Here is a 25796-nt window from a genome sequence, read left to right as displayed (position 1 = left end):
GCGTAACAACACATCAACACCGCCGCAGCGTTCACGTTGCCCGGAATCGCCGTTCACCATCCTGGAATGAGCGTTCACGTTCGCTGGAATACGCATTGGCCGGTTGACGACAACAATGTTGGCCGGTTAGAGGCCTACACCGGGCGGGTCCGGGAAGCGGGGCTACCGTTGAACCTTCGAACACAAATCGAAGGTAGGCGGCATGCCCGGCAAGAGAATCACGGACCACCAAGTGCACAAGTACAAGCAACACCGCAACAAGCTCAGCCAAGTAGCTTCTGCCGCCAAAGCGGGCATCAGCGAGCGAAGCGCCCGGCGCATTGAAGACGCGCAAAGCCTGCCCTCACAGCGCCCCGAGCGGCGCTGGCCCACCCGAGAAGACCCGCTGAGTGCGGTTTGGGACAGCGAGGTCATCCCGCTGCTGCAAACCGATGCCCGGCTCAACGCCGTCACCCTGCTCGAAGAACTCCAGCGCCGCTACCCCGGCCAGTGGGATACCAGCGTGCTGAGGACCCTGCAGCGGCGCATACGCTTGTAGCGGGCCAAGTTTGGCGTCGAGCGCGAGGTCTACTTTGCGCAGGAACACCCGCCAGGACGCCAAGGCATCTCGGACTTCACGGTGGCCGATGAACTGAACGTGGAGATTGCCGGCGTGGTGTTTACTCACCGCCTGTACCAATTTGCACTGGCCTATTCCGGTTGGCGCCATGTCACCGTCATCGACTCCGGCGAGAGCTTTATGGCACTGTCCACCGGTTTGCAGGCCGCGCTGTGGGCGTTGGGCGGCGTTCCCGAAGAACACCGTACCGACAGCCTGTCGGCAGCATTCAAGAACTTGACTGAGCAAGAGGAGTTGACCAAGCGGTATGCAGACCTGTGCAGCCACTACGGGCTGCGTGCAACACGCTGCAACCTAGGCCAATCCAATGAGAACGGCTCTATCGAATCACGCAACAACTCCCTGAAGACAGCGCTGGACCAGGCCTTGCGTCTGCGCGGCAGTCGCCGCTTCGATACGCGCCCTGATTACGAAACGTTTGTCGACACCATCGTGCAGCGCATGAATACGCGTGCGCTGAAGTTTCTGGTCACCGAGCGCGCCATGCTCAAACCCTTGCCGGTGCGCCGCACGGCCGAGTTTGAGGAGATTCCTGCTCGGGTCAGCAAATACGCCATCTTCACCCTCAAGGGCGTGCTCTACAGCGTACCGAGCCAACTCATCGGTCACCGGTTGATGGTGCGCCAGTATGCCCAACACATCGAATGCTGGCTGGGCGGGCAGTGCGTGCTAAGTATGCCAAGGGCAAGGCCTTTGCAGGGACAGCGTGTGGGGCGCAGCATTGACTACCGACATTTGGTGGGCGCTTTGAAACGCAAGCCCGGTGCATTTGCCCGCTGGGTACTGCGCGATGCGGCATTTCCCCGCGCGGTGTACCGCCAAACGTGGGAGCGACTGTCTGCCCAAAGGCCTGAGCGCGAAGCCTGCAAAACCATGGTGGGCTTGCTGGCCCTGGCTGCCGGCGGCCATGAGGCGCAACTTGCCCAGGAGCTGGAGCAACTCATTGACATGGACCAGTTGCCAGACCTGAACGCCTTGACCGAGTTGCTGGCGCCGCCCACAAGCGAGGTGCCCGACGTGGCGGTAACGCTGCCTGCGCTGGCGTCCTATGACGCGCTGCTAGAGGCGGCAGTATGAGCGCGGCGTCAATTACGACAACTACCTCGGCACGCCTGGGGATGATGCTGACGGATTTGCGCCTGCCCACCATCAAGCGCCTGGCCGGCGAGCTGTGCGCGCAGTCGGATGCCGAGGGCTGGCCGGCGCACCGGCTGCTCGAAGCGTTGCTGGAGCACGAAATCAATGCGCGCGAGACCCGGCGCATTGACCGCCACCGCCATGAATCAAGCCTGAGCCCAGACAAGCGCCTGTCCAGCTTTGACTTCTCGGCCGTGCCCAGCGTGTCCAAGGCGCAGGTGATGGCGCTCGCCGAGGGCACCGAGTGGCTCGACCGGGGCGCCAACGTGCTGCTGTTCGGCCCGCCGGGCGTCGGCAAAAGCCATTTGGTCAGCGCCTTGGGGCACGCCTTGATTGACGCCGGGCGGCGGGTGCTGTTCACCCGATGCTCGGACCTGGTGCAGCGCCTGCAGGCAGCGCGGCGTGATTTGCGCCTACCGCAGGAGCTGGCCAAACTGGACCGCTTTGACTTGCTGATTCTCGATGACTTGAGCTACGTGCGGCGCGACCAGGCTGAAACCTCAGTCCTGTTCGAGTTGATATGCGAGCGCTATGAACGCAAGAGCCTGGCCATCACTGCCAACACGCCTTTCTCCCAGTGGGCAGAGGTGTTTGTCGAGCCGGCCATGACGCTGGCCGCAGTTGACCGACTCGTGCACCACGCCACCATTTTGGAAATGAACGTGGAGAGCTACCGCCGCCGCGCCGCGCAGGCGGGGCATGCCCCGCCTGCGCGAAAGGCTCGCATAACAACGTAACCGCCACACATCATTCCCCGCTTCCACCGGCCACGATAGTTGTCGCCGAGCGGTCAAGATAGTTGACATCGACCATCAGCAGGAGTCAGCCTGAGATTTATCTGTCATATGTGCCCGGCACTCCATAGCGGCATGCGCCTAACTCCAAGGTCATTGGTGAAAAATTCCTTGAATGAAATCACATTTTCCTGATGTTCGTACACAGCAGCCTTTGATGTCTTCAGCGATTCGGGTACAACCACCCTGATACCAGCTTCGCCCATTTCCACGATTGCACTAGCTGCAATGTTCTCGTCAACCGTAGCCAAGTAGAGATCGCAGTTTTTGATTTCTAGGTGAACTTGCTTCCAGCGTTCCCGCAGTGTCGTTTTAGCGCTTAGCACCAATGCTTGCTCGTGCGTACGATCATTGTCTGCATACATGCGGTAGCTGGGCAGCACAAAGTCTGGCCGTTTTTTTGATTCGAGAACCTTTTGCTCTTCGTGCGGAATGCCGCCATCTCGTAAGAGTCGTGCGATATGCAGTTCAAACGATTTGCCAGCACGCGATTTACGTTGCTGTGCCGCAGAAAGCAGCACTTTGTCGATCAGGGGGAAATCAGTAATGAGCGCCCGCAAAGCTCGTTCCACGGTCATTTTTCCAGTTTCAGATCCCAGAATGATGCTTACGAGCTGCATTGAGCGGGACTTCATTTCGAAGTCCCTGAACAGGCGGTTCTCGATGTCGCGACTGATCCGCATTACCGCATCGCCTGGGCAATCAAGACTGAAAGGATTGAGCGATGACAGGCCATGCATATTCATGTACTGGGCCTGCGCCATGGCAGCCATTGCGGCAGTGCTTGGAATGGCCGCATGATCAAGTGCAAAAGCCTTCAGGGTTCCGGTTCGCCAGGCAATTACCGCCTGCTCAACGTAGTCAAGCACACGCTCTTTTGACTCTTTTACGGCTACCTTGGGTTCGAAAAATCCAGACAGAAAATCTGTTTCGATACCGAACAGTTCCTTCAGATACTCTGCAGACGCACCGGCGGAGTCCGCGATCAGTGCAGTAAACCGCACATTTCCGGATGCAAGCCGCTGCTTCGCCACCACAAGCAGGGAGGCCGGGCTGATATTCTGGAATGGCTCCTTTGCAAGCCTTGTGAGATGCGTTTCCTCCCCCTTACTTGTGTAATTTGCCAGTCTCGCTTCCTTAATTTCTCCGCCTGCCTGTGGCCAGACAATTTCGAAAAACGTCTCAAAAATGGGTTTTTTTCCAGGAGCGCGTACTTTTTCAACGAGATGGGGGAAAAAACCACTGTCGCGGTCATGCGGGGGGATATAAGGACCGCCCTGATGAGCATCCGGGTTTTCGCTCCACTGCCAGTCGTTGAGCGAAAGCTTTTTGATGTAAACACTTTCAGCATTTTCCAGCGCCGAGGTAAATTCCTCAAGCGCTTCCTCCGGCGCTACAGCGAAGAGATCATCTTCAAGCACTCCGGTCACTGCGACTGTCCAGCTGCTGATGTACGCAATGCTGTGTGTTCGCAAGTTTTTAGATTAGCAACTTGACTCTCAAGGGAAAGATAGAAGTACATGTTCAACTTAATTCTTTAGAAGGTGTAACTATAAGCAACGATTTGATTTTGTTCTAATTTGTTCAAAATTCTATTTTCTGGGTATTTCGAGTGATACTTCGTCACACGTTTAACCCAGAGAAAATTATGAAAAAAACAGATGAAGATCTTGAGCTGCTGAAAATTTTGCTGGAAATATACGATCAAAAATTTATCGGCGAGTACCTGAATGAGGTCAGTCCCGGGCAGTGGTGCCGGGAAACCGTGAACCGCTGGCTTAACGGCAAAGCTTCGCCCACCGTTGGTCGTCATGAGCACGAAGCTCTGCTTAAACTTCTACCGGCAAGACCTCCGCACTACGCAAAGCCTGATTTCGATTTCATCGATCTTTTTGCAGGAATCGGCGGCATCAGGCGCGGATTCGAACTGGCTGGTGGACGCTGCATTTTTACCAGTGAATGGAATAAACCGGCAGTCCGGACTTACAAGGCCAATCATTATTCGGATCCCACAGCGCATACGTTCAATGAAGACATTCGCAAAGTGACTCTCAGTGACCGGGACGATGTTTCGCGCCAGGAGGTTGAGGAGAACATTCATCGGCTGATCCCGGACCATGATGTGCTGCTTGCCGGTTTTCCATGCCAGCCTTTTTCCATTGCCGGGGTGTCAAAAAAAAATGCACTCGGGCGGGCCCATGGTTTTGAATGCAAAACGCAGGGCACGCTTTTCTTTGATGTTGCCCTGATCCTTGAGGTCAAGCGTCCGGCTGCCTTTGTACTCGAAAACGTCAAGAATCTTAAAAGTCACGACAAGGGGCGTACCTTCAAAGTCATTATGGAAACGCTGGATGAGCTGGGGTATGCAGTGGCTGATATGGGTGCAGAGGGAGCGGCAGACCCGAAAATCATCAATGGAAAGCACTTCGTGCCGCAGCACCGCGAACGAATTATTCTGGTTGGATTTCGCCGGGATTTGGGTGTGCATGACGGCCTGACACTGCGTGATATTAAAAAATTCTTTCCAAAGGACAAACCAAAGCTTTCAGACATTCTGGAGCAGACCGTACCTGACAAATACATTCTTACTCCGAAGCTTTGGGAGTACCTCTTCAATTACTCGATCAAGCACAAGGCCAAGGGCAACGGGTTTGGTTATGGTCTGGTGAAGGGATCGGACATCACGCGCACCTTGTCTGCCCGCTATTACAAGGATGGGTCCGAGATCCTGATTGACCGGGGTTTCAACCCGGCAGCTGATTTCTCAACTGATGACAATCTGACAAACCGTCCCCGGCGTCTCACGCCCCGGGAGTGCGCGCGGCTGATGGGATACGACCAGCCCGGAGGACCGGAGTTTCGTATTCCCGTGTCTGACACACAGGCCTATAAGCAGTTCGGGAATTCTGTGGTGGTCCCTGTGTTTGCATCGGTGGCAAAACTGATCAAGCCCTACATTCTGGCTGCCAAAAAGGCGCATGTGCTGCAAACCATGCCAGCAATGGTGCCAAAGGCAACAAGATCTGCAAAGGTGCAAGAGGCAAGCGTTGTCGCGACATGACGGACGTTCACACTGTCCTTGTCCGATCAAAGAACATGCGAGCTATCAAGGGCAAGAATACCAAGCCCGAACTGATCGTGCGCAGATACCTTCATGCGGCCGGGTTTCGGTTCCGACTACATCGCAAGGACCTTCCGGGCAGGCCTGACATCGTGCTTCCGAAGCACCGGGCAGTAATTTTTGTGCATGGGTGCTTCTGGCATCGACATCCTAGGTGCCGGTTTGCTGTTCTGCCAGCAACCCGCCCTTCCTTTTGGCTGGAAAAGCTCCAAGGAAATGTCGCACGCGATGAAAAGCAGATAGCTGCGCTGGAATCACTGGGCTGGAGAACCTTTGTAATATGGGAATGTCAGGCCAAAAATGCCAGCGTCCTTGAGGGAGTTGCACAGGAAATTTTTGGAAAGGGATGAAAGGTAGAGCGAATTACCGCTTTTGGGCCAGGCGGGTAACTTTCAGCGCACCGCATGGCCATTTTCAGCGCTACGCTTCAAGACGTTCGTCTTTGTCATCTTTGATCTCTGGCCGCAGCACTGGTCTAAACGAACCCGTCGTGGTCACGGAATCGAAATCGAAAATGAAACTCTCTACAGGCTGCAGCCTTGTCTCTTGGGCTGCCCAGTTAAATGGCAACACGTTGCCGTAATCCAAACGGACCTCTTGTTTTGGACCAAGAACCACTGACCAACGCACTTGAATTTGCCCCATCTGCCCAAGCAGAAGATGGTCCTCCAAGTGGTCCGACATGAGTGCAACATGTGCGCAGACCGAGCCCGCACAGAACAGCAGATACAGGTATGGGACCGCGTCCGAAGGATTAACGCGCTGTAATAACACCGCGCACACAACCGCTGGCGCGTTGCCGATCGAGCCAAAGGAAAGCCCAACTTCCAGTACGGGAAATTCAGCCTGATCGTCGGCTGACTGGAGCCAAGCTAGAAGCTTGGAGTAGTTAGGCACGAGGTCCATGGGCATCAGGGCCAAGCCGATTTTGCATAACGCTTTGTAGGCATGTCTAGGACGGAACTTGATGCCTTCCACGGGAATTTGAATTCTCACGCGCCGTCCGTCGGGCGTGATTTTGGCGTGATTGTGGGTAACGACGTTTTTCAAACTAAAATTGATCTGCCTTCGTCCATCGACCGTAATGTGTCGTATTACAGAGTCGCCTGCGGAGCGCCCGGTCTGCGGAACCCCCGACTTGCCGGCAGTTCCACCAAGAGTCAGGAAAGGGCGCAGCACGCTTGTCAAGGCATCGTCATAGACCGAAAACCGCCGATTGCAGTCGTCGCACTCGTCTTTAGACAATATCCATTGATTCCCGAGCGACTCGGGGAAGGTGTGCGCCTTATTTCGGAATTTGCCAGACCCGACACACCCGCAGAATCGGCAGCGTCCCGGCTCCCCAATGTGCTGCTTGTCGTCACCCAAGCCTGCCTGAATTATTCGCAGGATTCGGTATCTGCCATTTAAGACGACCTGTCCTTCGCTTGGGTTACTCATGGTCGCCTTAGCATTGCTCGCCAATTGTGGAAACTATTTTTTAGTGGTTATTTTTACTTTTCGAGCCTTTGCGGCTTCGCTTACCTGCTGTTCTCTGGCCCGAAATTTTGGCGAGTAGTTTTGTTGGGTGCGAAGTTCATTCTCATCTACAGCGTTGTAGTCCCGCTGATTTGCAGGATTTTCTTCAGGAAAATCTTCAAAGTATTCAGACCATTCGTCCATTTTTTGCTCCCAAAGTCAATGATTTAATCATTTTTCAAAAGATCATTTATTAGACACGAAGTCAAGGTCAGTAACGCAGCGGGAAGAGTTGATGGCGAGTGCTCACTGCCTTCTACAATCAAAAAGCAAAATAGGTAGGGGCTTACTTGAGGGAAAAATTGGCGACTTTCAAAGGGACGAACTCTGAGTTCAAGCGATACATCGGTCCGCGGTTTCGCAATGTTGTAAACATGATCACCAAAAAGCAGCGGGCTGTCGTGGGAGCTTGTGAGCATTGCGGGTCAGGTGAGAACCTTGAGTCCGCGCACGTTCACGGAAGAGACCGCATTCAAATAATTGATTTTTTGCTTGGAAGTATTGAAAAGGACAATGAAGTAGAGGTCGATCTCAAGCAGTTCGAGGAGGCATTTAAGTCAGAGCATGAGCCCTTTGAAAAAGCAATTCTCGTCCTCTGCACTGCTTGCCATCGAAAGTATGACTCGCCAGCTGTTCGTCTGAAAGCACTCGCTAAGGATGAAACCGGTATGGATGAGGAAGGTAACCCCTCGGGTCAGGGACTGGTGAATTCAGACATTTTGCCCATTACGCTCGATCCGATAGACCCAAGCGTGTTCAAAGAAAAATTGATGAAACGCAAGGCAGCAAAAATTACCATTTTCTATGAAGATGGTCGAACGGTGACTCGTTCCTGGATCGCCAAGAGATTCGCTGCGACCTCGAATATCTTCGGAAACCTAAGGTCCCGTCCGGAGTTTAGGCAAGGTAAGTGGCAAGCACATGGCATCATCAAGATTCACGTAAACTTCGATCAGATGACCGGCAATAAGATCATCAAACCACCAATTCACGTGTCGGGTTTGTATAAATCAATTCGGAAAGTTGACTGACTCTTCCGTGTCTGTTGCTGACTGAACCAAGTCAAATCCCTTTGATGAAGTAGTGTTCATCAAACGGCCGTTTAGTTGGAACGCCAAAAACTTGAGCTTATGCTTGATTTTTGGCTGCAAAATGTCAATAAATCCCTCCAGCAAACAGTGGCAGAAAAAGGCATAGCTATTTCTACGCGGAAACATGCCTGACAGTCATGCACTTGGCGACAGGCGTTATGTTCAATGAATCAGGTTGCTCGGCGTCGCATAAAGACTGGAAGCCGCCGGTCGGAATTTACTTACCGATTGCTGCTTCCGACCCGAAGCAGAAGTCGGGCGATACAAGAAAAGCGCACATTGCGCGCCTGAGCCTTGGCGCTTAGCCGAAATGCGCCTCCCGATGGCAGTTCGGACATACGGCTAATGCGTTGTCCGGATGGTCGATGCCGCCATCGGTCAGCCGCACCTTATGGTGGACCTCCAAATATGGTTCGTTGTTGGCAGCCCTGAGGAACGGTGCGCTGGCCCGGCACTTTTCGCAGGCCCCCTGCGCGCGCAAAAGGACGGCTGCTACGACGGCCGGACTGCGCTTGAATACCTTGGTCTGAGCGTAGTAGAAGCTTGGAGGCTCGCGCGGAATGTCGGCGAGTTGTTGTTGCAGCTTCGCCGGAGCTGCCATCAACTTACGCGCCTCGGCGTCTAGAAGCGCCTCTTGGACTGCGACTTGGTCGACGATGCTCGAGGCGTCGGGCTTGCATTTGCTACACAGGCTTGAGAAGTTGTTGGCGCCATAGCGTGCCATCCATACGAGAAGCGAACTCGGTTCATTCGAGCAAATCTTGATGTAACCGTGGCCGGTAAATGCGTCCTTGCACGCATTCTTCTGGTACTGCGTGACAGTACGGCAAGTTGCGGTGTGCAGCAGCATGTACGCCGCCCTTGGTTTGCTGTCCGCGTTCAAAACAAACCCTTCAGGGTGTCCGGCGACCCAAGCAAGGTAGTCCGCTTCGCGGTGGATGAATTCTTCGAAACTGCTTGACACGCTGTCTCCTACTTCTTAGCGTCGGTCCTTTTTCGCAGCTGCGTCGGACCATGGAAATCAAGAGGCTGGTGGTGACCCAACACGGCTGCTTTTGAGTTCACAGGGGCCGTGTCTTGAATGACTGCTCGTGGCCGAATTTTGCCCGACGTGGCGAGCGTCCAGCTGTGGCCGGCTGCCGAAGTTTGGCACGAACCCGTCGGAGACCGCTCCCGCTGAAAATCGGAAATCCGTGCGAATCATTGCAGCTACGCGATCGAGTGGATCAGCCGTAAGCGACCCTGAACGTGGGCGAATCCTCCGGTTTGGAGCCGCGCCGGTCATACACCCGCGTGGTGCTGATGCTGGCGTGGCCCAGCCATTCCTGCACCTTGGCGATGTCGGCGTGGTGCTCCAATGCACTAGTGGCGGCGGTGGCGCGCAGCGCGTGCGGCCCCATGTTCTCGCCCGTAATACCCACCTGTTTCATGTAGAACACCACCACGTCGGCGTACACGCTGCCGGTCGTCAGCGCGGCGGCGGGCTGCCCGGCCTTGGGCGCGCGCACCCGCCGAAACAGTGGTCCCTCGGCTTCCTGGCCATGGCCGGCGATGGCCAAATACTCGGCCACCAAGCGCAGCGCGCTGGCGTGCGTCGGAATGAAGCGTAATTTTCCGCCCTTGCCCTGCACACGAAGGTGCGGTACGCCGCGGCGCTCCTGATTGAAATCTTTCACGCACAGCCTGGTGAGTTCCTCGCGGCGCAGCGCATGAAACAGCAGCACGGCCAGGATGGCCCGGTCGCGCTTGCCTTTGAGGGTGCCGGCAGGCGGCGCATTCAACAGCGCCCGGGCCTGCGCATCGCCCAGCGCCGGGGTCTTGCCTTCGAGCGTGTCCACGACCGGGCGCTTGACGCCCCTGACCGGGTTGTGCAGCACGGCGTTGCACTCGCACAGGTAGTCGAACAGCGAAGCGAGGGCAGCGAGCTTGCGCCGGATGGTGGCGCCGCTGAGCATCTGCTTCTCCAGGTCGGCGCGCCAGGCCAGCACGTGGCTGCGCGTGACTAGGCGAAACTCCTCGGGTTGCGCGATGCCGGTGAAGCGCATGAAGCCGGCCAGGTCGTTCTGGTAGGCGCGCCGGGTCTGTGCGCTCGTCAGGTTGGCAAACCACTGGGCCTCGGGCGGCACGTCGGCCAGCCGGGCAAATTCGGGCGCGGTGAGGGCGCGAGGGGATGCCGAGCGGAGCGGCTCGATGTCAGTGGCCATGGCTTTGATTCTAACCATTGATAACGCTTTTTATCAGGGGTTAATGAGCGGGAAGATGGCCAGCATCCGGCGCAACTGACGGGTTCAGCAAGGGCCGGTCTGGAAGTGACTTGAATGACTCTTCAGCAGCGGGAGCCGACATTCGGGGGCGCGGTCCACTGGACTACAGTCGTACAGTCGAGCAACATAAATCGTCGAGAAAATGAACTCAACGTTGACCAAATTTCGCCAGGATAGGCAACAAGGTTTAAAGGGAGGAAAATGACTTCAGTTTCTTTGAAATGTGGCTGTAAAACAATGCGATACGAGCCTTGTCACCTAATGAATCATCGGTATCTGAACTCGAATTTCAGGTATATTCCGACGGATAAACTGGCTTTCCAGAATATCCTACGGCCTACATTACGTTAGGCGTCAAGGAGGTTGTACTTGAAGGTTGAAGGGACAATCGAGAAGTTTGCTCTGGCGGTGGCAATCGGCTCACTGCTCTTGCTCGGTGCCTTCCTTATTGTGGACTCAATCACCGATGGGTTCCTGGAAGAGTTCGAAAAATACTCAGGATCGAACGCATGGGCGGTTGTAGCAGCTATTCCGGCCGTGACGTTCGCTTACATTCTCGGCGCTTTCGTGCAAGTCCTTTCGGACCTTGCGATTAGGCGCATGAGTCCAAAAGCAGAGGATGAGGAGTGGCAAGTATTGGAGCGCTTGGCGAGAGCTGAGAGTGAAACACTCACCTCGCAGTATGACGAGATCCGGCGAGCGAAGAAGCTACTTGAGGGCTGCTTGTTCCCCCTGTTGGTACTAGCTGCTGGAATCTTTCTCGAGAGGGCACGCCTGCCTCATCTGTCGGCACTGCTCATCACCTGCTCCGCAGCTGTGGCTGTTGCAGCAGGTTCTATCCCATTCATTGCCTCGAGATTGCACAAAGCCCTCGTGCGCGTGGGTAACATCGCTGATGCAATCAACAAGGACCCTAAGGGGCGCACCGTTGACGCCTAACAACAGGTTCCAGCCGACGTCTTCGCCTTCGCTTCGCTCTCAGGCGGGGCTGCGGCTGAACCTGGGCGTTGAACGTCTGCAGTCTGGAAATTTGAAAGTCGGCTTCCAGTCTTTTGCAGTCATGCACACAATAGCCCGCTACACAATAGCCCGCTGCACAATAGCCGGCCATCTTCTCGAAAGCCATGACCGTCGCGATTTTCAAGATTTCTGAATGGGACAAAACTTTAGCAAGGTAGCTGGCTCAAAACTTGTAAGTTCTGAGCCTTGGAAAAAAGCCTCATAAACCCGGTATCAAAAGCCAGAAAATTAGGTTTTGCGCCTGGCTCAAAGTTGGCAAACTAACTTTTGAGTTCAAAAATTTGCACCAGCGAAGGCACTTTGCCATCGCTCAGGCATTTGAAATGCCATGAACCTTTTAACAACATGGGTCAAAGCTGCCTGTCACTTCTGAGCGACCCCAAGCAGAACGGTTGCACCACCAAAGAAACGGCCGAGTTGCTGAGGATGCATCGTTCCGCCCTTTACAAATGTTCAGATCAAAGTTGACCTTATTTAATGTTTTCTGTAAAATTACATAAACATAAAAGGTAAAAACATGATTTTTGGTTTTTTAAATCAGAAGGGGGGAGTTGGAAAAAGCACCCTCAGTATCTGCCTAGCCGCAAGCCTGGCGCGCACTGGGGCGCGAGTCTTGCTAATCGATGCAGATCCCCAGGGAAGCGCCCTTGATTGGGCTGCGGCCCGTCAAGGTCCTCCCCTTTTTACTGTTGTTGGTTTTCCTCGGCCATCCATACATAAAGAAATCGGCCAGATCGGTCAAGGTTATGACCACATCGTTATTGACGGCCCGCCACGGGTCACCGATCTGGCTCGGTCCGCGATCATGGCTTCTGATGTGGTTGTAATTCCCGTTCAACCAAGTCCCTACGACATCTGGGCAGCCGAAGAAGTCGTGAAGCTGATCGACGAAGCTCGAATTTATAAAGAAAACATTAAATCTGTGTTTCTGGTAAATCGTAAAATTACAAATACGGCGATTGGGCGCGACGTGCGCGAAGCCTTGGCCGCATATCCGGTCCACGTCCTTAACGCCAGCGTAGCCCAACGTGTGGTCTTCGCGGAAGCCGCAGCTCAAGGGCAGGCCATTTTTGAAATTGATCCGAACGGCCCAGCTGTGGCTGAGATCGAGGCCGTAGCAGCTGAATTGATGGAGTACGCAAAATGAGCGCCAAGAAAATAGCCTTTGGCACCAAGCCAACAAATAAGCCCGCCCCAGTACCTGCTGATGCATGGGTAGATAGCCGCGATGCCGGAGAAGCCGAAGCCATTAAGCGGCTCACCATCGACATCCCGGAGAGCCTACACCGTGCTATCAAAGCGCAATGTGCCATGCGTGGAAGCAAAATAGTCGATGAAGTGCGCGTGTTACTTTTGCAGAAATACGGAAATACAGAAACAAAATAAATCGCATTTCAAATGGAAAACGACAAAGATCATGGCTGAGAACAAGGCTACCAAAATGACCGATGCTGGCGACGCACTGAAAACCGCGCTTCGCAAGGAAATCAAAGCCAAAATTGAGCAACTTGACGCCCTTTATGACGTAGAAATGGTCAAGTACTTAGACTTAAACGAGCGGATCAGACACGCACGGGAAATTGGCGCAGGCAACGACGAAGCAACCCATTCAATGGAGCGCGAACTCGCTCTTGTCCAAAAAAATCGCCGAAGTATTGGAGATCAAACTTCTTACAAGCGGCAAGAGTTGCGCGATGTTGATGGCCCAACTCTTGAAGAGGAATACGAGTTACATCTGGCCGCCGAACTCACAGGCAAGGCTAAAACTACAAAACCGCCAAAAATAATGAAAGCATTGCCAGCGAGCGCTCATCAAAACCAACAAATCGATTTGTTTAGGAACTTCCTGACCAACACGGCCCAGGAGAGAGATGGCCTATCTAACGCCATTGATCTTTGGGACAGTGTTCCGCGTTATTCGATATCAAGAGCCAGGCAAGTTGAATTACGCGTTGAAGGCAGTTTCTTGCCAATTGCAGAGCTTGAGTTTCAATACAAAGGCCGACCATTCACCGCAGAAATTCACCCTGCCCTTATTAAAACCAAAGACAAAAAGGGCTGCGCAACGTTAGCGTTCTACCCGAGTGGACGAGAAGAATTGGTGGAGCACGCGCTAAGGAAGTTGGCCACGGAACAAAAGTCGGGTTTTTTGGACACTGACAACTTCCGCAGTGGCGTAACCTTCACATTGCATCAACTTCGCACGGAATTGGAATCGCGCGGCCACTCAATGAGGTATGACGAATTGATGGAAAGCCTCGATGTGATGAACCTCTCAAACATTAGATTGATCGACAAAGGGTCGAACGGGAAAGATCCAAGTTTTATTTCACAGCCGTATCTTCCGACATTGATAAAAGTGACCAAGGAAGGCCGTACAGCAGATCCAGACGCCAAGTGGCTTGTCCAATTCCACAGCGCCTTAACTGCAAGTATTACTCAGATCACCTATCGGCAGTTCAATTATCAGCGGCTGATGAATTGTCAATCACAGCTCACCCGCTGGCTAATAAGCCAGTTGGTACTGAAATACACATTCGCAGCCCTTGGAAACACGTTTGTAATGTTTTACAGCACTATTCGGCGGGATAGTGGGCTACTGGACAACTACAAACGCGGCAGGGACGCAATCAGCGCCCTAGATGAGGCCTTTGCAGAACTGAAAATCGAAGGGGTGTTGATGAGTTTTGCAAAAGAGACACGGTTAGGGCTTCGCAGAAAAATTGAAGATGTGGAGTACACCTTGTCACCAACAGCCAAGTTTGCAAGCGAACAAAAAGTCTCAAATAAACGCCTTGGCAACAACAATGGGATCGTATCGAAAATTGTGGATAACCGATCTTGAGGCAGGAGGTTTGGGTCGCGGGTCGCTGAAAAAACAGGGGGTTTAGGTCGCGGGTCGCAGGGGGTTTGGGTCGCGGGTCGGTTTTAAGCAGGGGGTTTGGGTCGCGGGTCAGTCAAAAGGCAGGGGGTTTGGGTCGCGGGTCAGCCAAAAGGCAGGGGGTTTGGGTCGCGGGTCAGCCAAAAGGCAGGGGGTTTGGGTCGCGGGTGCAGGGGGTTTAGGTCGCGAGTCAATTTTTCAGTCAAAAAACCGCAAAAAAAGGCTATTTTTTGCGGTCGAACAGGGGGTTTGGGTCGCGGGTTAATTTTTCAACTTGCTGATTTCATTAAAGAAAATGTCATTTTTTTTTGGCCTATTCTTCTATCCTTGTTTTAACCTTCTTAATACCTATCCTTATTTTTGCCTGTGAACAAATCGCAAAAAGTTCAACCCAAAAATTCGTGACCAAACACTGCCTCTTGGGGCTTCGCCCCGCCAGCTCCTCCGGCCTTCGGCCTGCGCCCGCGCTTCGCGCTCCCCACCCGGCATCCCCAACACAGAAACAGACCCCTTGCAGGGGTCGCATAGACAGCCACAAGTGCGGGCACTTCGTGTCCCGCAGCGATGGCCAGTGAAGCAAACAAATTTCAGCTTCTGATCGACTAACCCCCCAACCCCCTCTGCACGAGGGGGCGAAATGCCCTGTCAAGCAAGAGGGGAGGGTGCAAAGGCTGTTGAGCTCGCCAGAACAGGCCTTCCTGCGTCGATTGATTGGAAACCAAGGGGGTAGTAGCCATAACCCTTTTGCGGCGTCCTTGAGGCGCTATCCGGTTTTAGAACGTTGCGAAAAACGCTAGTCGATCAGATGGCGTTGCATGTAACCTATAAATCTGCTAAATTAGTTACATGTAACTAATGAAAAGGAGGTTTGCAATGGCTCTTTCCGTGGCTGTACGCGTTCAAAAGCGCCGCGATGCACTGCGCATGGCCGGGCTGCGCCCGGTTCAAATCTGGGTGCCTGACACCCGGCGTCCTGACTTCGCGGCCGAGTGCCGCCGTCAGTCCAGGCTGGCCGCGCAAGCTGACATGGCTGACGTGGACTTGCTCAACTTCATGGATGATGCGCTGGCCGATGCGGACGGCTGGAGCGCATGAGGCGAGGCGACTTCGTCACCATTGCCATGCAGGGTGATTTTGGTAAACCCCGGCCCGCCTTGATCGTTCAGTCCGACCAGTTCAACGAGCACGCGAGCGTGACTGTGTTGCTGGTGTCGAGCGCCCTGGTCGATGCCCCGCTGCTGCGCGTGACCGTGAAGCCCAACCCCGAGAACGGGTTGCAGAAGGTATCCCAGGTGATGGTAGACAAGACCATGACCGTCAAAAAAGACAAACTCGGAGAGGCTTTCGGGCATCTTAACGCCGATGGCATGCTGGAGATTGAGCGTTGCCTGGCGGTATTTCTCGGCATTGCGAAATAACTTGACCGCCACATCCGTTCCACTGCACCTCAGACCCCTAATCGGTCGTGGTGGAAATTTTGGTGACTTAAAAATTATTAATTACTTAATTAAATTAAAGGTTGTTTATGTTTGGTTTTTTGACGCGGATTTTTTCGGCATTTATGAAAATATGGGATAGTCTTTCTGATGAGACAAAAGAAATAATAGCTAAAGAAATTGAAGATACTTTTGAAGCTGTATTTAGAGAATTTTATAAAAATAATAAGCAGAAAGAAGCATAATGAGCAATTTTAAAGATTTCTTTTTTTCAAAAGACAGTTCTAATCAGACTACTCTTTCGAAAGATTCTTCAGGTTTATCCGTTTCAGTAAACAAAGTTTATAAGGATGTGGTTGTAAGATTATCTGAAAAGAATCTTATAAATACTATTTCTTTATCAAACTCCGAAAAAACTAAATTTGAACAGGAAATCGGAAACCACGTTATTAGTGAAGATTTCATATCTGAACTTAGCAGTCGTATTAACTTGCCTAAGGCTCATGAGTCTGAAGATGAATTTGTAGCTCGCGCAAAACAAAGTATGCGATATCTACTCAAAGAAAAGTTTAAAAAATAAAATTTAAGACTAGGGCCTGTCATCAATTGCCAGCAAGGCCGATGCCCTTGAATACCTGGTGGCTCGCCCTATTTGGGGTCTGAGGTGCAGTGGAACCGAAAACCGGGTTAACTGGACAATTGAAGTAGCCAAATAGGTTGTAGCCAATTTACATTGGCGCATTTGCTCTTGGCTGCCTCTTCTACAATGAGCCAAATTGAGTACACCTATGCTGGCCTGTCCTAAAAATGGCAGATGGTGACCACGATTCCGTATAAATGCGCTGTTGGCGTTTGGAAAGCAACCTGCTCATACCAAAATACAATGGCGATTCTGGTTCGTTATACCTACATGGCTTAACTGGGTTTTCCGTTCCACTGCACCTCAGACCCCTAAGCTTCTGAGAATTCATTGGCCTGCGTCATCCTAGATGGAGCCATCCATACCTTTTAAGAATTTGAAAAAAATCGCACGTTAATCTTGCCTAAAAGCTGGCACTCAGCGGTACAGCGTATGAGAGAACACGCGAAGGTTCTTGGGCAAGTCTTTGGGTCGAACGCCGTTGACTAGCAGCTTCTTGGCTGAGTCGAACTTTGCTGTCATTCATCTTGAACTTGGGACTGCCCTTGTCGGCCAAGCTGACGAGCAATATCCCCGTCCGGCTCGGGGGTGGCCGGCTGGGTTCACACCATGAGATTTGGCAGCACCAAACTGGTAGATTCCTCAATAGAAAATTCTGGTTATCTGCCTAACGACTTGTCGATAAATTTGCTTGTCAAGACTACACCAAAGCCATCTTTATATTTAATCTCGATCGCTAGATTATCCTTCGTTAATGGCGGATTCAATTGATCATGAATCACAAATTCGCTGCGACTTGAACGCTGAGCGGCGCGCGTTGTGTCAGCATAAATTACGGATCCAATGTAATAGCCATTTTCTTTGTTAAGTTCTATGGGTTTTGTGCGTGCTTCTTCCTGATTTTTTATAAATTCCAGGAAATTCAACTCTTCAACCTTTATGCGCGCGGCCTTTTCAGCTAGGCCATCGGCCGACTTACTTGGTCCAAGATCTGTAAAGCTGTTTGCACTGTTGGTTTTAGAAGTCGAAATTGAGCCTATAGGAAGCTCTATTTCTTCTTTAATTGATGCTGCAAAAGCGTCACATTTATCACATAGCCATAGACTTTTTTCTTTATCAAAAGACATCATCACATCAGGATGAAACTTACAACCGTTATTAAAAAGATCGATCACAATTTTTGTTCCTTGCTGCTGATCAGGGCATCGCCCTGGCGCTTCCAGTCAGCCCGTTTCTCCAACGAAATCGAATCTGACTTGGCCATGCTTATCAGCGCACCCAAGAGTTCGCCATGGTTCCAATCTTCAAGGCTAGCGAAATCAATCAGCAAGCCCTGCTGAATCAGCCGATGGTTGCGGGCTTTCCGTTCCGCTTCCTTGGTCGATTTTTCTTCTGCATGAAGAAGATTGTTAACCGCCTGCCTAGCCTTTGATGCGCGAACACTGGCTTTTTCAAACTTGATCAGTGCCGATAATTTCTTTTCGTTTTTGGGCTCGTCATTTTTTTCAGACAGAAGAACCAAGAGCAATTGTTGTTCAGAGGGTGATTTCAAGCTTCTGAGGTAGGCTATTCTTTCAACGGTCCAGGCATCTAGCTGCATTTCAATTTCCTGCATTCATTGTAAGTGTATGAAGTAGCATAACCGATGAGCTTGAGCGGAGTTCGGTGTTATCCTTCGATACCGTTTAGGTAGAAAGCGCACTTAGTTGTTTCTCTGCGAGAAACGTGCGCCCCATCCGGGGAACAGCCAAATACCAAGGCACCGAAACACCAACCGACAATACCAACAGCCGCTGCGAGATTGCTGTCGCAATCCCACATCCAATCTAAACCTAGCTTCCCGATGGCCTCGTACCACTGCACCGTCAAAGTCGGATCCAAAGGCTTGGCAGGCCCGCACGCCTTGTACATTGCCCGTGAGGGCAAGTACTCGGAAACAAGACAGAAGAGCCGGCGCGAAGACCTGGAGTGTAAAAACCACGGCAACATGCCAAGCTGGGCGACCAAAAAGCCCAACCTTTTTTGGCAAGCGGCCGACGAGCACGAGCGCGCTAATGGGGCGACCTACCGTGAAATTGAGATCGCACTCCCCAGAGAGTTGACGCCTGAGCAGCGCCGGGCATTGGTCGAAGACTTTGTGCAGCAAGAAATCGGAATGCACCATGCCTACCAATGGGCGATCCACATTCCCCGCGCGGCTTTGGAAAAAGGCGAGCAACCGCATGCGCACATCATGTACTCGGAGCGCACGAGCGACGGTATAGAGCGCGATCCGGAGCAGTATTTCAAACGCCACAACGCGAAAACTCCAGGCAAAGGCGGATGCAAAAAGGATTCGGCCGGAACGCCAGAACGGCTGCAGGCCACGCGCGAGCGGGTGGCCACACTCACCAACGTGCATCTGGTGCTCGCCGGCCACTCCACCACAGTGGACCACCGAAGCCTCAAAGCCCAGGGCATCGACCGCCTGCCTGAAAAACACATCGGTCCGGTCAGCGTGCGCCAGATGGCAGCGCTTGAAATTTCTGCGCTTTTGGAACGGCGCAGCGCCGAAGACGAACTGCAAAGCGCATGCCGGGAACTGTCGGCTATCGACGTCTCGGGTGATTTAAAAGCTGCCGTTGCCGAGCAGGACGAAAAAATCAACCAACTGAAAGAAGTTAATGACTTACGAGCAGCAGCTTTTGCAAGCATTGCAAACAATGTTCAAGCAGCAAGTAGATACGGCCGCGCAATTGAGAGCCTTAACCGTTACACAGAGTCAGATCTCGGCGGCGCTTTTGGAAATGTCGAAACAGCAAGCAGAGACAGCCGCGCAATTGAAGCTATTGGCGGGCGAACAAGAGAAAATGTCGCTCAATCACGCGACAGTCTGCACACAGCAGGAAAACATCTCCGAGCAGCAACTGGGCTTGCAAACCACAGCGACCGCGATCCTGGACGAGTTGAAAAAACCATCGGAAGGCGCCGGTCTGAAAGAGACTATGGCCGAGTTGTTGGCGCCTCTGTCCAGCAATTTAAACGTGCTTCTCACATCATTCAACACGCTGGCCGACATCTCGAAGATTTTGTCCGCACAGTTGCCGCCTCCTGCAGAGAAGTCTGGCGGCGAATAGAGGCCGCCAACGTACTGGAAGCGCTTAGAAAGGGCGCGCTGGTCAGTCCCCAGGCCAAGCCAGAACAGTTGCCTGTTGAGATTGCAGCGCCTGGACGCGACTTGTCGCACCTGGACTGCCTAAAGGACGACCAGAAGGCCGCCTTGAGCGCCGTCGAATTGTCCATCGTCCGTGCCTCCGAGGGCGACCAGCTTGCCTTGGACACGCTGCCAGCGGTGTTCTCGAAACTCAAGGGCATCGCCGATGACATGCGTGCAATCAAGCCACTGCTGCGCCAAGACGAAGCCATCAGAGCTGCTACTGCTGCCGACAGTCAACGAGATGATGCAGCCCGAGGCGACGTCAACCGCGAGGCGCTAGCGCGTCACATCACGGACATGGTGCCCTATCCCCCTGAGGCGCACGGGTTGTACGTTGCCGCGCATCACACAAGTTTTGAAAGCTCTTTGGCCAAGGCAGCCAAAGACCTTCAATATCAGCGTTACCACGTGCCACGGCCCGAGGCCGGGATGTTTGGCAACGCCAGCAAACAAAAGGCGTGGGATGAAAAAGAGGCGGGACTCAACGCCGCCGTGCAAAGGGTGAAGCGTGAAATCGGCTGGCGCGACAAAGCACTGGTGCAAGCCAAGGCCGCGCGCGTGGCTCAGGATGCGGCACAAATCGCGCGGCACGCCCGGAACATCGCAGACCTGAGCGCCAGCGATGCCCGTGGTATGGCAGAGGGCACGCACCAGCAAACGACATTCAAAAATGAAATGTTGTATCTGCAGGGGTTGGCAGAAAAGATGCTCACGAGTGAGCAAAAAACGCAGCTGGAACGCGGCCTTGAAAATAGCCGCGTTCGCAGCCGTGGCCTGAGTCGCTAACTTTTATAGCCATTACGGGATGTGATTCAGTGCGCGATGGCCTGGCAAGGGGCAACGAAGTACCTGATGAAGCCAGGACAGTCGGGCGAAAACCCCACAGCGCCTGCGCCGCGAGGGGCTGCCTGAGAATCTGCACCTGGTTAAGGTGCTTTTCCGTGACCTGGTATGCCGGGAGCGGGTGAGCGGTTATCGCCGGACTTTTTGCCGAGATGGGTGCTCGTCCGACCCCCCCATCCCTGACCTTGGCCAGCGCCAGCGCCACCGCTACCGCTCTTGCCGCCAATGCCACCGCCGCCAGCCTTGCCGCCACTCCGAACCCCGCCCGTCGTCCCTTTTGCACCACTATTTGCCATGACAATCACCTTTTAAGCGCCCCGAGCCGACCAAATAGCGGCAGTATTGTCGGGCGTTGAAGCCGATTTTGGAGGTATTGAAGTTGAAAGACCGAGGAAACGTGGAAACGCACGCGCCGGGTGCGGCTCGGACGTTGCAAAGCGTTCTGAGCCAGCCTTTTGAGCCGCTGACCCTCAGGCGCACGATGAAGCTTTTCCCTACTGCTTTGGCGCTAACGCCAGGGACGCCGGGGGCGCCATCGGACGACTTCTTGGCGAACTTCCTCAGTGGGCGCCGTACCCACCTCGCCATGGTGCGTAAGGGTTTTGGCAAGGATTTCAAGAACTTTCAGAACTACGCACTTAAGCTGGTGGAAACGACGCCGGCGGTGCGCCAGCGCCTGATCCAGGCGCTGGAAGGCGACGAGCAGCTACTGGAAATACTGGCTGACTCCATGCGAGTCGGCGTATTGGTCAGTCAGTTGGCCCAGCTGACTAGGGCCGGAGAAGGCACGCTGTACCAGCTGATGCGTACGTTCTCGTCTGGGTCGCTAAAGTGCATGCAGTGCAAGGCCGAGCTGGTTTCTCGGCCTGCTCAGTGGTGGGAAAAACAGTCCTGCGTTCTCGGCGAACCGGAATACCGGTTCGTGGACCGGATCCTCTATGACCTGCTCGCGGTCATCTTGCTGCCCTTGGCATTCCAGACCACTTGGTCCCAGAAGGAGCAAGCCGTGAGCCATTTCGCCAGCCTGTGCGACCCGGGCATGCACCCTTTCAAGCACTGGCTCGACTTGGTGCGTGGGGCCTACCGTGCAAAAGACCTGACCGCACTCGCCACGCGGGCAGGGCTGGCCGGGCCATCACCAGATAGCCACTTGCAGCGCTGCAGCCGTGGCGAGATGCTCACGGCCGAAACGATCGGGGAGCTGACTGCGCGCCTTCCGCAGCCCAAGCTCCTCCGGGATCTGGGCATGCAGACACGCGCCCTGGCTTTCGCAATCGATTTTCTGGTGGCTGCGGATAGTAGTTCGGATTCTTTGGGCTGGGAAGCTGCCCAAGCGATTGTGAAAGCACGTATCCTTCAGCTAAGCAGTGACCTGCGCTTGAGCTTTGCGGCAGGTGTCCGGCTTACAACTGCGTCCGATGAGGCACGGGCATGATCTTCATTCCGACCTTAGTTGTGGGGAGTCACAGTTGCTGTGCCCTGTCCATAGTTAGTGAGCTTGGGTGCTCAAGATTTTGAGCCTTCCTATCGCGCTTACGCTGTGGCATCCTCTGCCAGTCGTTTTCGGCCATTACCTGATATTTCAATAATCTCTTTATGCGACACGAAGAGCTAATTGCGGAAATAAATTCCATGGTCGCGTCATTGATTGCATACGCATCAGTGGCCGTGAGTCTTCAGAAAAACATTGGAAAACCAGTGGAGGTCTTGATGCAGGCGATGCTGCATGAGATCGAGGACTTGGATCTGGTTAATACCAATCTTCAGACAAACAATTCCGCTGCAATTGATCTGGCGGACGCTGCGAAAGGTGTTGCTATCCAAGTGACCACCAATGCATCTCGCGCGAAGTGGACCAAAACCTTCCAAACGCTCCAGAAAAATAACATGATAGGCAAACTTGCCGGCCAGTACAGCGAAGTGCGCGTTATCGGATTCTGCAAATTCAGCAAGCCTCAAAAAGGCAAGCAACCTGCTACTGGTTTGCTTGTGGAAGGATTCAGCAGTTATCTGGAGAAATTGCCTAGCCTGTCGCTGCAGAAACTTGACATTATCGTGACGCAGCTGAGGGCGTCATACGATTTCTCCCGGCTCCATCCGCTGCATGACGAGCACTGCTGGGAAATTGTTTTCCGCCATCTCAACCGCGATGCGATTCGACATCCGGCCCGCTTCGAGGGGTCACCTCTGATGCAGGCGCAGGCATTCCAGGAGGTCAAATCCCTGATTTTTGGTGCTTCGGTCAAGGGAGTTAAGGCAAAGCCGCTCCTGAATTATTTTGGCGCAGAATACAGGTCCGTACTTTCTGATGTTGATTTGGCGTTGGGGCAAATGCTGGCGAAGATCAACGGGTTGCTAAATTTCAATGCTGCTGCATTAAGCTTGAATGATCAAAAAGATTTTGATGCTATTCGCCTGGAAATTATCAAAAAAATAAACAGCTTCAATACATCAAAAAAGCTCATGCACTTGCCAAAAATTTTGCCAGTGATTTGAAGAGCCGGGCAGTCAGGAATTAAGACTAAGATTGGTTGCCATACCTACAGGGCCACCGGCATCACGGAGTACTTGCGCAATGGCGGCAAGTTGGAAATTGCGCAGCAGATGGCTAACCATGAGAGCGTCCGTAAGATGGGCCTTTATGACCGGCGCAATGACCAGGTCTCGCTTGATGAGGTAAAGCAGATTTTAATTTAACGCATCGAATCTATTTCTGGCAATCACTCTAAAATCCAGTTTTTCTTGCGTAGAGCGAATTTTGATTTTAAGCTAAATACTATTACGCTTGAAAGCATATACTAATTAACCTTCTTAAGAAGGATAAACTGCATGTATAAACAACAATAAGGTTTTCTCCATGAGTGTCGTAACAGAGAAAATTGGGAGAATTGATAAGATTGGGATGTATTTATTATCCCTTTGGCTTCTGTTTATTTTGATCATCGCCAGTAAGCTTAATTTAAAAAACGTCGATATTTGTTTTTCATGTGATTTTGCTACTTCAAATATTTTTTGGACCATCGCAAAAGATAATTATATTTCTGGTATTTGTCTAGTTCTATTTCTTATATCTTTGTTTTTTTACTATAGATTTAAATTTATTATTGACGGTGCAAAAGATGGTCCGAAAATTGTAGAGACTATTGAGGATAAAGGAACTGAGCATTTAGTATTTCTAGCAACGTATATTATTCCCTTGGCTGGATTTGGATTAGATGAAGTTCGAAAAGAAATTATTCTGGCAATAATACTTGTTTTTCTAGGTGTAATTTATATCAAGACGAATTTATTTTATGCAAATCCAACGCTATCTTTGCTTGGGTTTAAAATTTTTAGCGCAAGAGTTGATAATAAAGAAGTAATTTTAATTTCAACTCAAGAAATTGAGGCCGGGGATTCAATAAACTATATGCCGTTGGATAAGAAGGTGTTCTTTGCTAGGCAGGCGTTTAAATTATAATATATGAAAACTATCAAAGAAGTTCGGGATTTAATAAACAATACGCTTGCTGAGCAGCTTAACCTTTATCTTTATCTTGGAGTTAAGGATAAAGATATTAATAATAAAGAGTTGAAATATTTTCATGCGGATTTAGATGCAAAATCGACTGAATCAATTTTAAAAGAATATACGACGAGTATCAAGAGTTATTATTCTAATAATGATTTGTCGTTGTTGCCTCTATCGGAGGTTGATGCTCGTAGTGATGTATTGTTGAAATATGATTTCCATGAGCAACCGGCTGCATTCCCTCATTTGCTTAAATTATGCGATAAACAAAATGCACCAATATTTAACTTTGCTGACAAAGGTATTTTGGATGTAAAAACTCTGGCAATTAAAATTTCTTCAGCTAAAACATCAATTTTGTTTTTTAAGCAGTTATATCCAGTGTCACTGGTAAAGCAAAATCAGATTCTTTTAATGAAGTTCGATGAGCGGTTCCAATCTGTAGAGAGCGATATTTTAAAAATATCTGGTGGCTTTGATTTAATGGTGTTAGGAAATGATTTTTATATAACTAGTTTGAAGAAATTCGAATCTTCTTTCAATTTTTTTCAAATTGCAAAAGATATTCAGCAAAAAACATCAAAAAATATCTTAGCATTGGGAATTGTGGACGACGTATTAAATTACTTAGCTGATGGCATCGTGCCAAAGCGAGATATGTTCAGAGTTGCAAAAAGCGAAATTGTCAATAACGGAGGCATTGGCATTTTAAATTTTGTAATAAATAATAAAACTCGATTTAAACTGAGTGTTGTGAATGGAAAAATTCAGCTGACATCAAAAGAGAGCGTAAAAACATTTATTAAAATGCTTAATGATGATTATTTAAAATCGGACATTAGTGGTTATAACTACGATAGTTTAGCCAAAGATAAAATGTCGTAATTATAAAAATTAGTAGCATTTTTTTGTCATTATTTTTATAACAACATAAAACGAGAAGGGGTCACTTCAGGAAACGGAATTTAAAGCACGCTAAAAATTTTTAGATGCCATGGGTTCTCGAAAATGAAGGTTTTTGAGCAGCTTTTTTGAGAAAGCAGGCATCTACAGTGAGAAATGTCTGCCAAATCTTCTCGAAAAGCATTCTTAAAACAGAGATTCCAAAAACATGACTTTTGAGAATGCCGAACGGCTGTAAAAGACCGACTTTCATAGGCGAGGAATTTCGCTAGCGTGCTTTAAATTCCGTTTCCTGAAGCGACCCCTGCATAGGAACAGCGCGTCCATTGCGGCAAAAGGGGTTTTGGCCACCGACCCGAACCCCACAGACCAAGACAAGGCTGGCACAAAGCGCCACCGGCTGACCGACCGGCAGAGCCTGCCCCTAGCCTTTGTGCTGACAGGCGCGAATGTATATGACAACGTGCAATTAGCCGAGTTGCTCGATGGGGTAGCACCCGTCAAAGGCAAGCATGGCAGGCCCGGGCAAGCTGCACGCCGACAAGGCGTATGACGCTAAGCGCTGCCGCCGGCGCGGCATCGAATTGACCCATGAATGTTAGAGCTACCCCAACTTGAAACAGGCAGATTTGTTTTGAAAGCTAACAAAAGAGAACTGCCTGCGGAGAACCGCCTGCGATGCGCTGAGGTAGAACAAATCAGCATGGTTGACGACAATTACCTTGGCTGGGTATTCCGGGCGAACGTGAACAGCCATTCCAGTGAACGTGAACGCTGGAATGAGTAGCTCGCGGGGACCGATTCCGGGCGCGTGAACGCTGA

25 protein-coding genes and 2 pseudogenes are annotated in these 25796 nt (G+C 51.7%); 19 read left to right on the top strand and 8 right to left on the bottom strand.

Translation table 11 applies throughout. The annotated features are described in order from the left end of the window. Nucleotides 1–202: 202 nt before the first annotated feature. Nucleotides 203–1696 (top strand): annotated as a pseudogene (gene istA, locus IWX85_RS18665) (IS21 family transposase). Further along, nucleotides 1693–2493 (top strand): IS21-like element helper ATPase IstB, encoded by an 801-nt coding sequence (gene istB, locus IWX85_RS18660; protein ID WP_231379973.1) that lies wholly within the window; start codon nucleotides 1693–1695, stop codon nucleotides 2491–2493. Before istA ends, istB begins: the two are co-directional and overlap by 4 nt. Nucleotides 2494–2597: 104 nt before the next feature. On the opposite strand, the gene IWX85_RS21030 is transcribed toward istB, so the two are convergent. Continuing rightward, entirely contained in the window at nucleotides 2598–3980 is a 1383-nt protein-coding gene (locus IWX85_RS21030; RefSeq protein WP_196870760.1) for a type II restriction endonuclease, read from the bottom strand. A 218-nt stretch (nucleotides 3981–4198) separates the two neighbouring features. Between IWX85_RS21030 and dcm the strand changes: the two genes are divergently transcribed. Then, a complete protein-coding gene (gene dcm / locus IWX85_RS18650; RefSeq protein WP_196870759.1) occupies nucleotides 4199–5611 on the top strand; it encodes a DNA (cytosine-5-)-methyltransferase in 1413 nt (470 codons plus the stop codon). Further along, nucleotides 5608–6021 (top strand): very short patch repair endonuclease, encoded by a 414-nt coding sequence (locus IWX85_RS18645; RefSeq protein WP_196870758.1) that lies wholly within the window; start codon nucleotides 5608–5610, stop codon nucleotides 6019–6021. The genes dcm and IWX85_RS18645 overlap by 4 nt, the downstream gene beginning before the upstream one ends. 70 nt (nucleotides 6022–6091) lie before the next feature. On the opposite strand, the gene IWX85_RS18640 is transcribed toward IWX85_RS18645, so the two are convergent. Beyond that, nucleotides 6092–7111, bottom strand: a complete 1020-nt coding sequence (locus tag IWX85_RS18640) for a hypothetical protein (protein WP_196870757.1) — start codon at nucleotides 7109–7111, stop codon at nucleotides 6092–6094. 33 nt (nucleotides 7112–7144) lie between these two features. Then, the gene (locus IWX85_RS18635) at nucleotides 7145–7333 is read right to left on the bottom strand and encodes a hypothetical protein (RefSeq protein WP_196870756.1); all 189 of its coding nucleotides are present in this window, start codon (nucleotides 7331–7333) and stop codon (nucleotides 7145–7147) included. Nucleotides 7334–7563: 230 nt separating this feature from the next. Between IWX85_RS18635 and IWX85_RS18630 the strand changes: the two genes are divergently transcribed. Beyond that, nucleotides 7564–8220 (top strand): hypothetical protein, encoded by a 657-nt coding sequence (locus IWX85_RS18630; protein ID WP_196870755.1) that lies wholly within the window; start codon nucleotides 7564–7566, stop codon nucleotides 8218–8220. A gap of 361 nt (nucleotides 8221–8581) precedes the next feature. Here IWX85_RS18630 and IWX85_RS21025 read toward each other — a convergent pair whose 3' ends face one another. Then, a complete protein-coding gene (locus IWX85_RS21025) occupies nucleotides 8582–9244 on the bottom strand; it encodes an HNH endonuclease (RefSeq protein ID WP_370584331.1) in 663 nt (220 codons plus the stop codon). Between the two features lie 262 nt (nucleotides 9245–9506). Beyond that, the gene (locus IWX85_RS18620; protein ID WP_231379969.1) at nucleotides 9507–10502 is read right to left on the bottom strand and encodes a tyrosine-type recombinase/integrase; all 996 of its coding nucleotides are present in this window, start codon (nucleotides 10500–10502) and stop codon (nucleotides 9507–9509) included. A gap of 411 nt (nucleotides 10503–10913) precedes the next feature. Between IWX85_RS18620 and IWX85_RS18615 the strand changes: the two genes are divergently transcribed. From IWX85_RS18615 to IWX85_RS18585, 8 genes are all read left to right on the top strand, one after another. Further along, complete coding sequence (locus tag IWX85_RS18615; protein WP_196870753.1) at nucleotides 10914–11483, top strand: hypothetical protein; 570 nt, start codon at nucleotides 10914–10916, stop codon at nucleotides 11481–11483. A gap of 598 nt (nucleotides 11484–12081) precedes the next feature. Beyond that, nucleotides 12082–12711: a ParA family partition ATPase gene (gene parA / locus IWX85_RS18610; RefSeq protein WP_196870752.1), complete on the top strand. Its 630-nt coding sequence runs from the start codon at nucleotides 12082–12084 to the stop codon at nucleotides 12709–12711. Next, a complete protein-coding gene (locus IWX85_RS18605; protein ID WP_196870751.1) occupies nucleotides 12708–12950 on the top strand; it encodes a hypothetical protein in 243 nt (80 codons plus the stop codon). The genes parA and IWX85_RS18605 overlap by 4 nt, the downstream gene beginning before the upstream one ends. A 31-nt stretch (nucleotides 12951–12981) precedes the next feature. Beyond that, nucleotides 12982–14409, top strand: coding sequence for a hypothetical protein (locus tag IWX85_RS18600; protein ID WP_196870750.1), 1428 nt, complete (start codon nucleotides 12982–12984; stop codon nucleotides 14407–14409). A gap of 909 nt (nucleotides 14410–15318) precedes the next feature. After that, on the top strand, nucleotides 15319–15540 hold the full coding sequence (locus IWX85_RS18595; RefSeq protein ID WP_196870749.1) for an antitoxin MazE family protein: 222 nt from the start codon (nucleotides 15319–15321) through the stop codon (nucleotides 15538–15540). Next, nucleotides 15537–15863, top strand: a complete 327-nt coding sequence (locus tag IWX85_RS18590; RefSeq protein WP_196870748.1) for a type II toxin-antitoxin system PemK/MazF family toxin — start codon at nucleotides 15537–15539, stop codon at nucleotides 15861–15863. The genes IWX85_RS18595 and IWX85_RS18590 overlap by 4 nt, the downstream gene beginning before the upstream one ends. Nucleotides 15864–15970: 107 nt before the next feature. Next, nucleotides 15971–16126: a hypothetical protein gene (locus tag IWX85_RS20595; protein ID WP_231379967.1), complete on the top strand. Its 156-nt coding sequence runs from the start codon at nucleotides 15971–15973 to the stop codon at nucleotides 16124–16126. Next, complete coding sequence (locus IWX85_RS18585) at nucleotides 16126–16461, top strand: hypothetical protein (RefSeq protein ID WP_196870747.1); 336 nt, start codon at nucleotides 16126–16128, stop codon at nucleotides 16459–16461. Before IWX85_RS20595 ends, IWX85_RS18585 begins: the two co-directional genes overlap by 1 nt. Before the next feature lie 719 nt (nucleotides 16462–17180). Here IWX85_RS18585 and IWX85_RS18580 read toward each other — a convergent pair. Beyond that, nucleotides 17181–17696, bottom strand: coding sequence for a hypothetical protein (locus IWX85_RS18580; protein WP_196870746.1), 516 nt, complete (start codon nucleotides 17694–17696; stop codon nucleotides 17181–17183). Further along, nucleotides 17693–18136: a conjugal transfer protein TraD gene (locus tag IWX85_RS18575; RefSeq protein ID WP_196870745.1), complete on the bottom strand. Its 444-nt coding sequence runs from the start codon at nucleotides 18134–18136 to the stop codon at nucleotides 17693–17695. The genes IWX85_RS18580 and IWX85_RS18575 overlap by 4 nt, the downstream gene beginning before the upstream one ends. A 288-nt stretch (nucleotides 18137–18424) precedes the next feature. Between IWX85_RS18575 and IWX85_RS18570 the strand changes: the two genes are divergently transcribed. From IWX85_RS18570 to IWX85_RS21020, 6 genes and pseudogenes are all read left to right on the top strand, one after another. After that, a complete protein-coding gene (locus IWX85_RS18570; protein ID WP_231379965.1) occupies nucleotides 18425–20503 on the top strand; it encodes a MobA/MobL family protein in 2079 nt (692 codons plus the stop codon). 454 nt (nucleotides 20504–20957) lie between these two features. Further along, on the top strand, nucleotides 20958–21995 hold the full coding sequence (locus IWX85_RS18565) for a hypothetical protein (RefSeq protein ID WP_231379964.1): 1038 nt from the start codon (nucleotides 20958–20960) through the stop codon (nucleotides 21993–21995). 161 nt (nucleotides 21996–22156) lie between these two features. Continuing rightward, a complete protein-coding gene (locus IWX85_RS18560; protein WP_255529479.1) occupies nucleotides 22157–23056 on the top strand; it encodes an SMEK domain-containing protein in 900 nt (299 codons plus the stop codon). Nucleotides 23057–23417: 361 nt separating this feature from the next. After that, nucleotides 23418–24020: an anti-phage protein KwaA gene (kwaA, locus tag IWX85_RS18555; protein WP_196870741.1), complete on the top strand. Its 603-nt coding sequence runs from the start codon at nucleotides 23418–23420 to the stop codon at nucleotides 24018–24020. Between the two features lie 3 nt (nucleotides 24021–24023). Beyond that, nucleotides 24024–24956 carry an anti-phage protein KwaB gene (gene kwaB, locus IWX85_RS18550; protein ID WP_196870740.1) on the top strand — a complete coding sequence of 311 codons (933 nt, stop codon included), beginning with the start codon at nucleotides 24024–24026 and terminating at the stop codon, nucleotides 24954–24956. 331 nt (nucleotides 24957–25287) lie between these two features. After that, nucleotides 25288–25438 (top strand): annotated as a pseudogene (locus IWX85_RS21020) (IS5/IS1182 family transposase); the annotation flags it as partial. 140 nt (nucleotides 25439–25578) lie between these two features. Here IWX85_RS21020 and IWX85_RS20590 read toward each other — a convergent pair. Continuing rightward, the coding region (locus IWX85_RS20590; RefSeq protein WP_231379962.1) for a hypothetical protein at nucleotides 25579–25796 on the bottom strand (218 nt) is incomplete at its 5' end.

The organism is Polaromonas sp. CG_9.11, from assembly GCF_015752225.1.
GTDB lineage: Bacteria > Pseudomonadota > Gammaproteobacteria > Burkholderiales > Burkholderiaceae_C > Polaromonas.
Note: the sequence above shows the minus strand (reverse complement) of the source record. Positions and strands in the feature narration are given on the sequence as shown.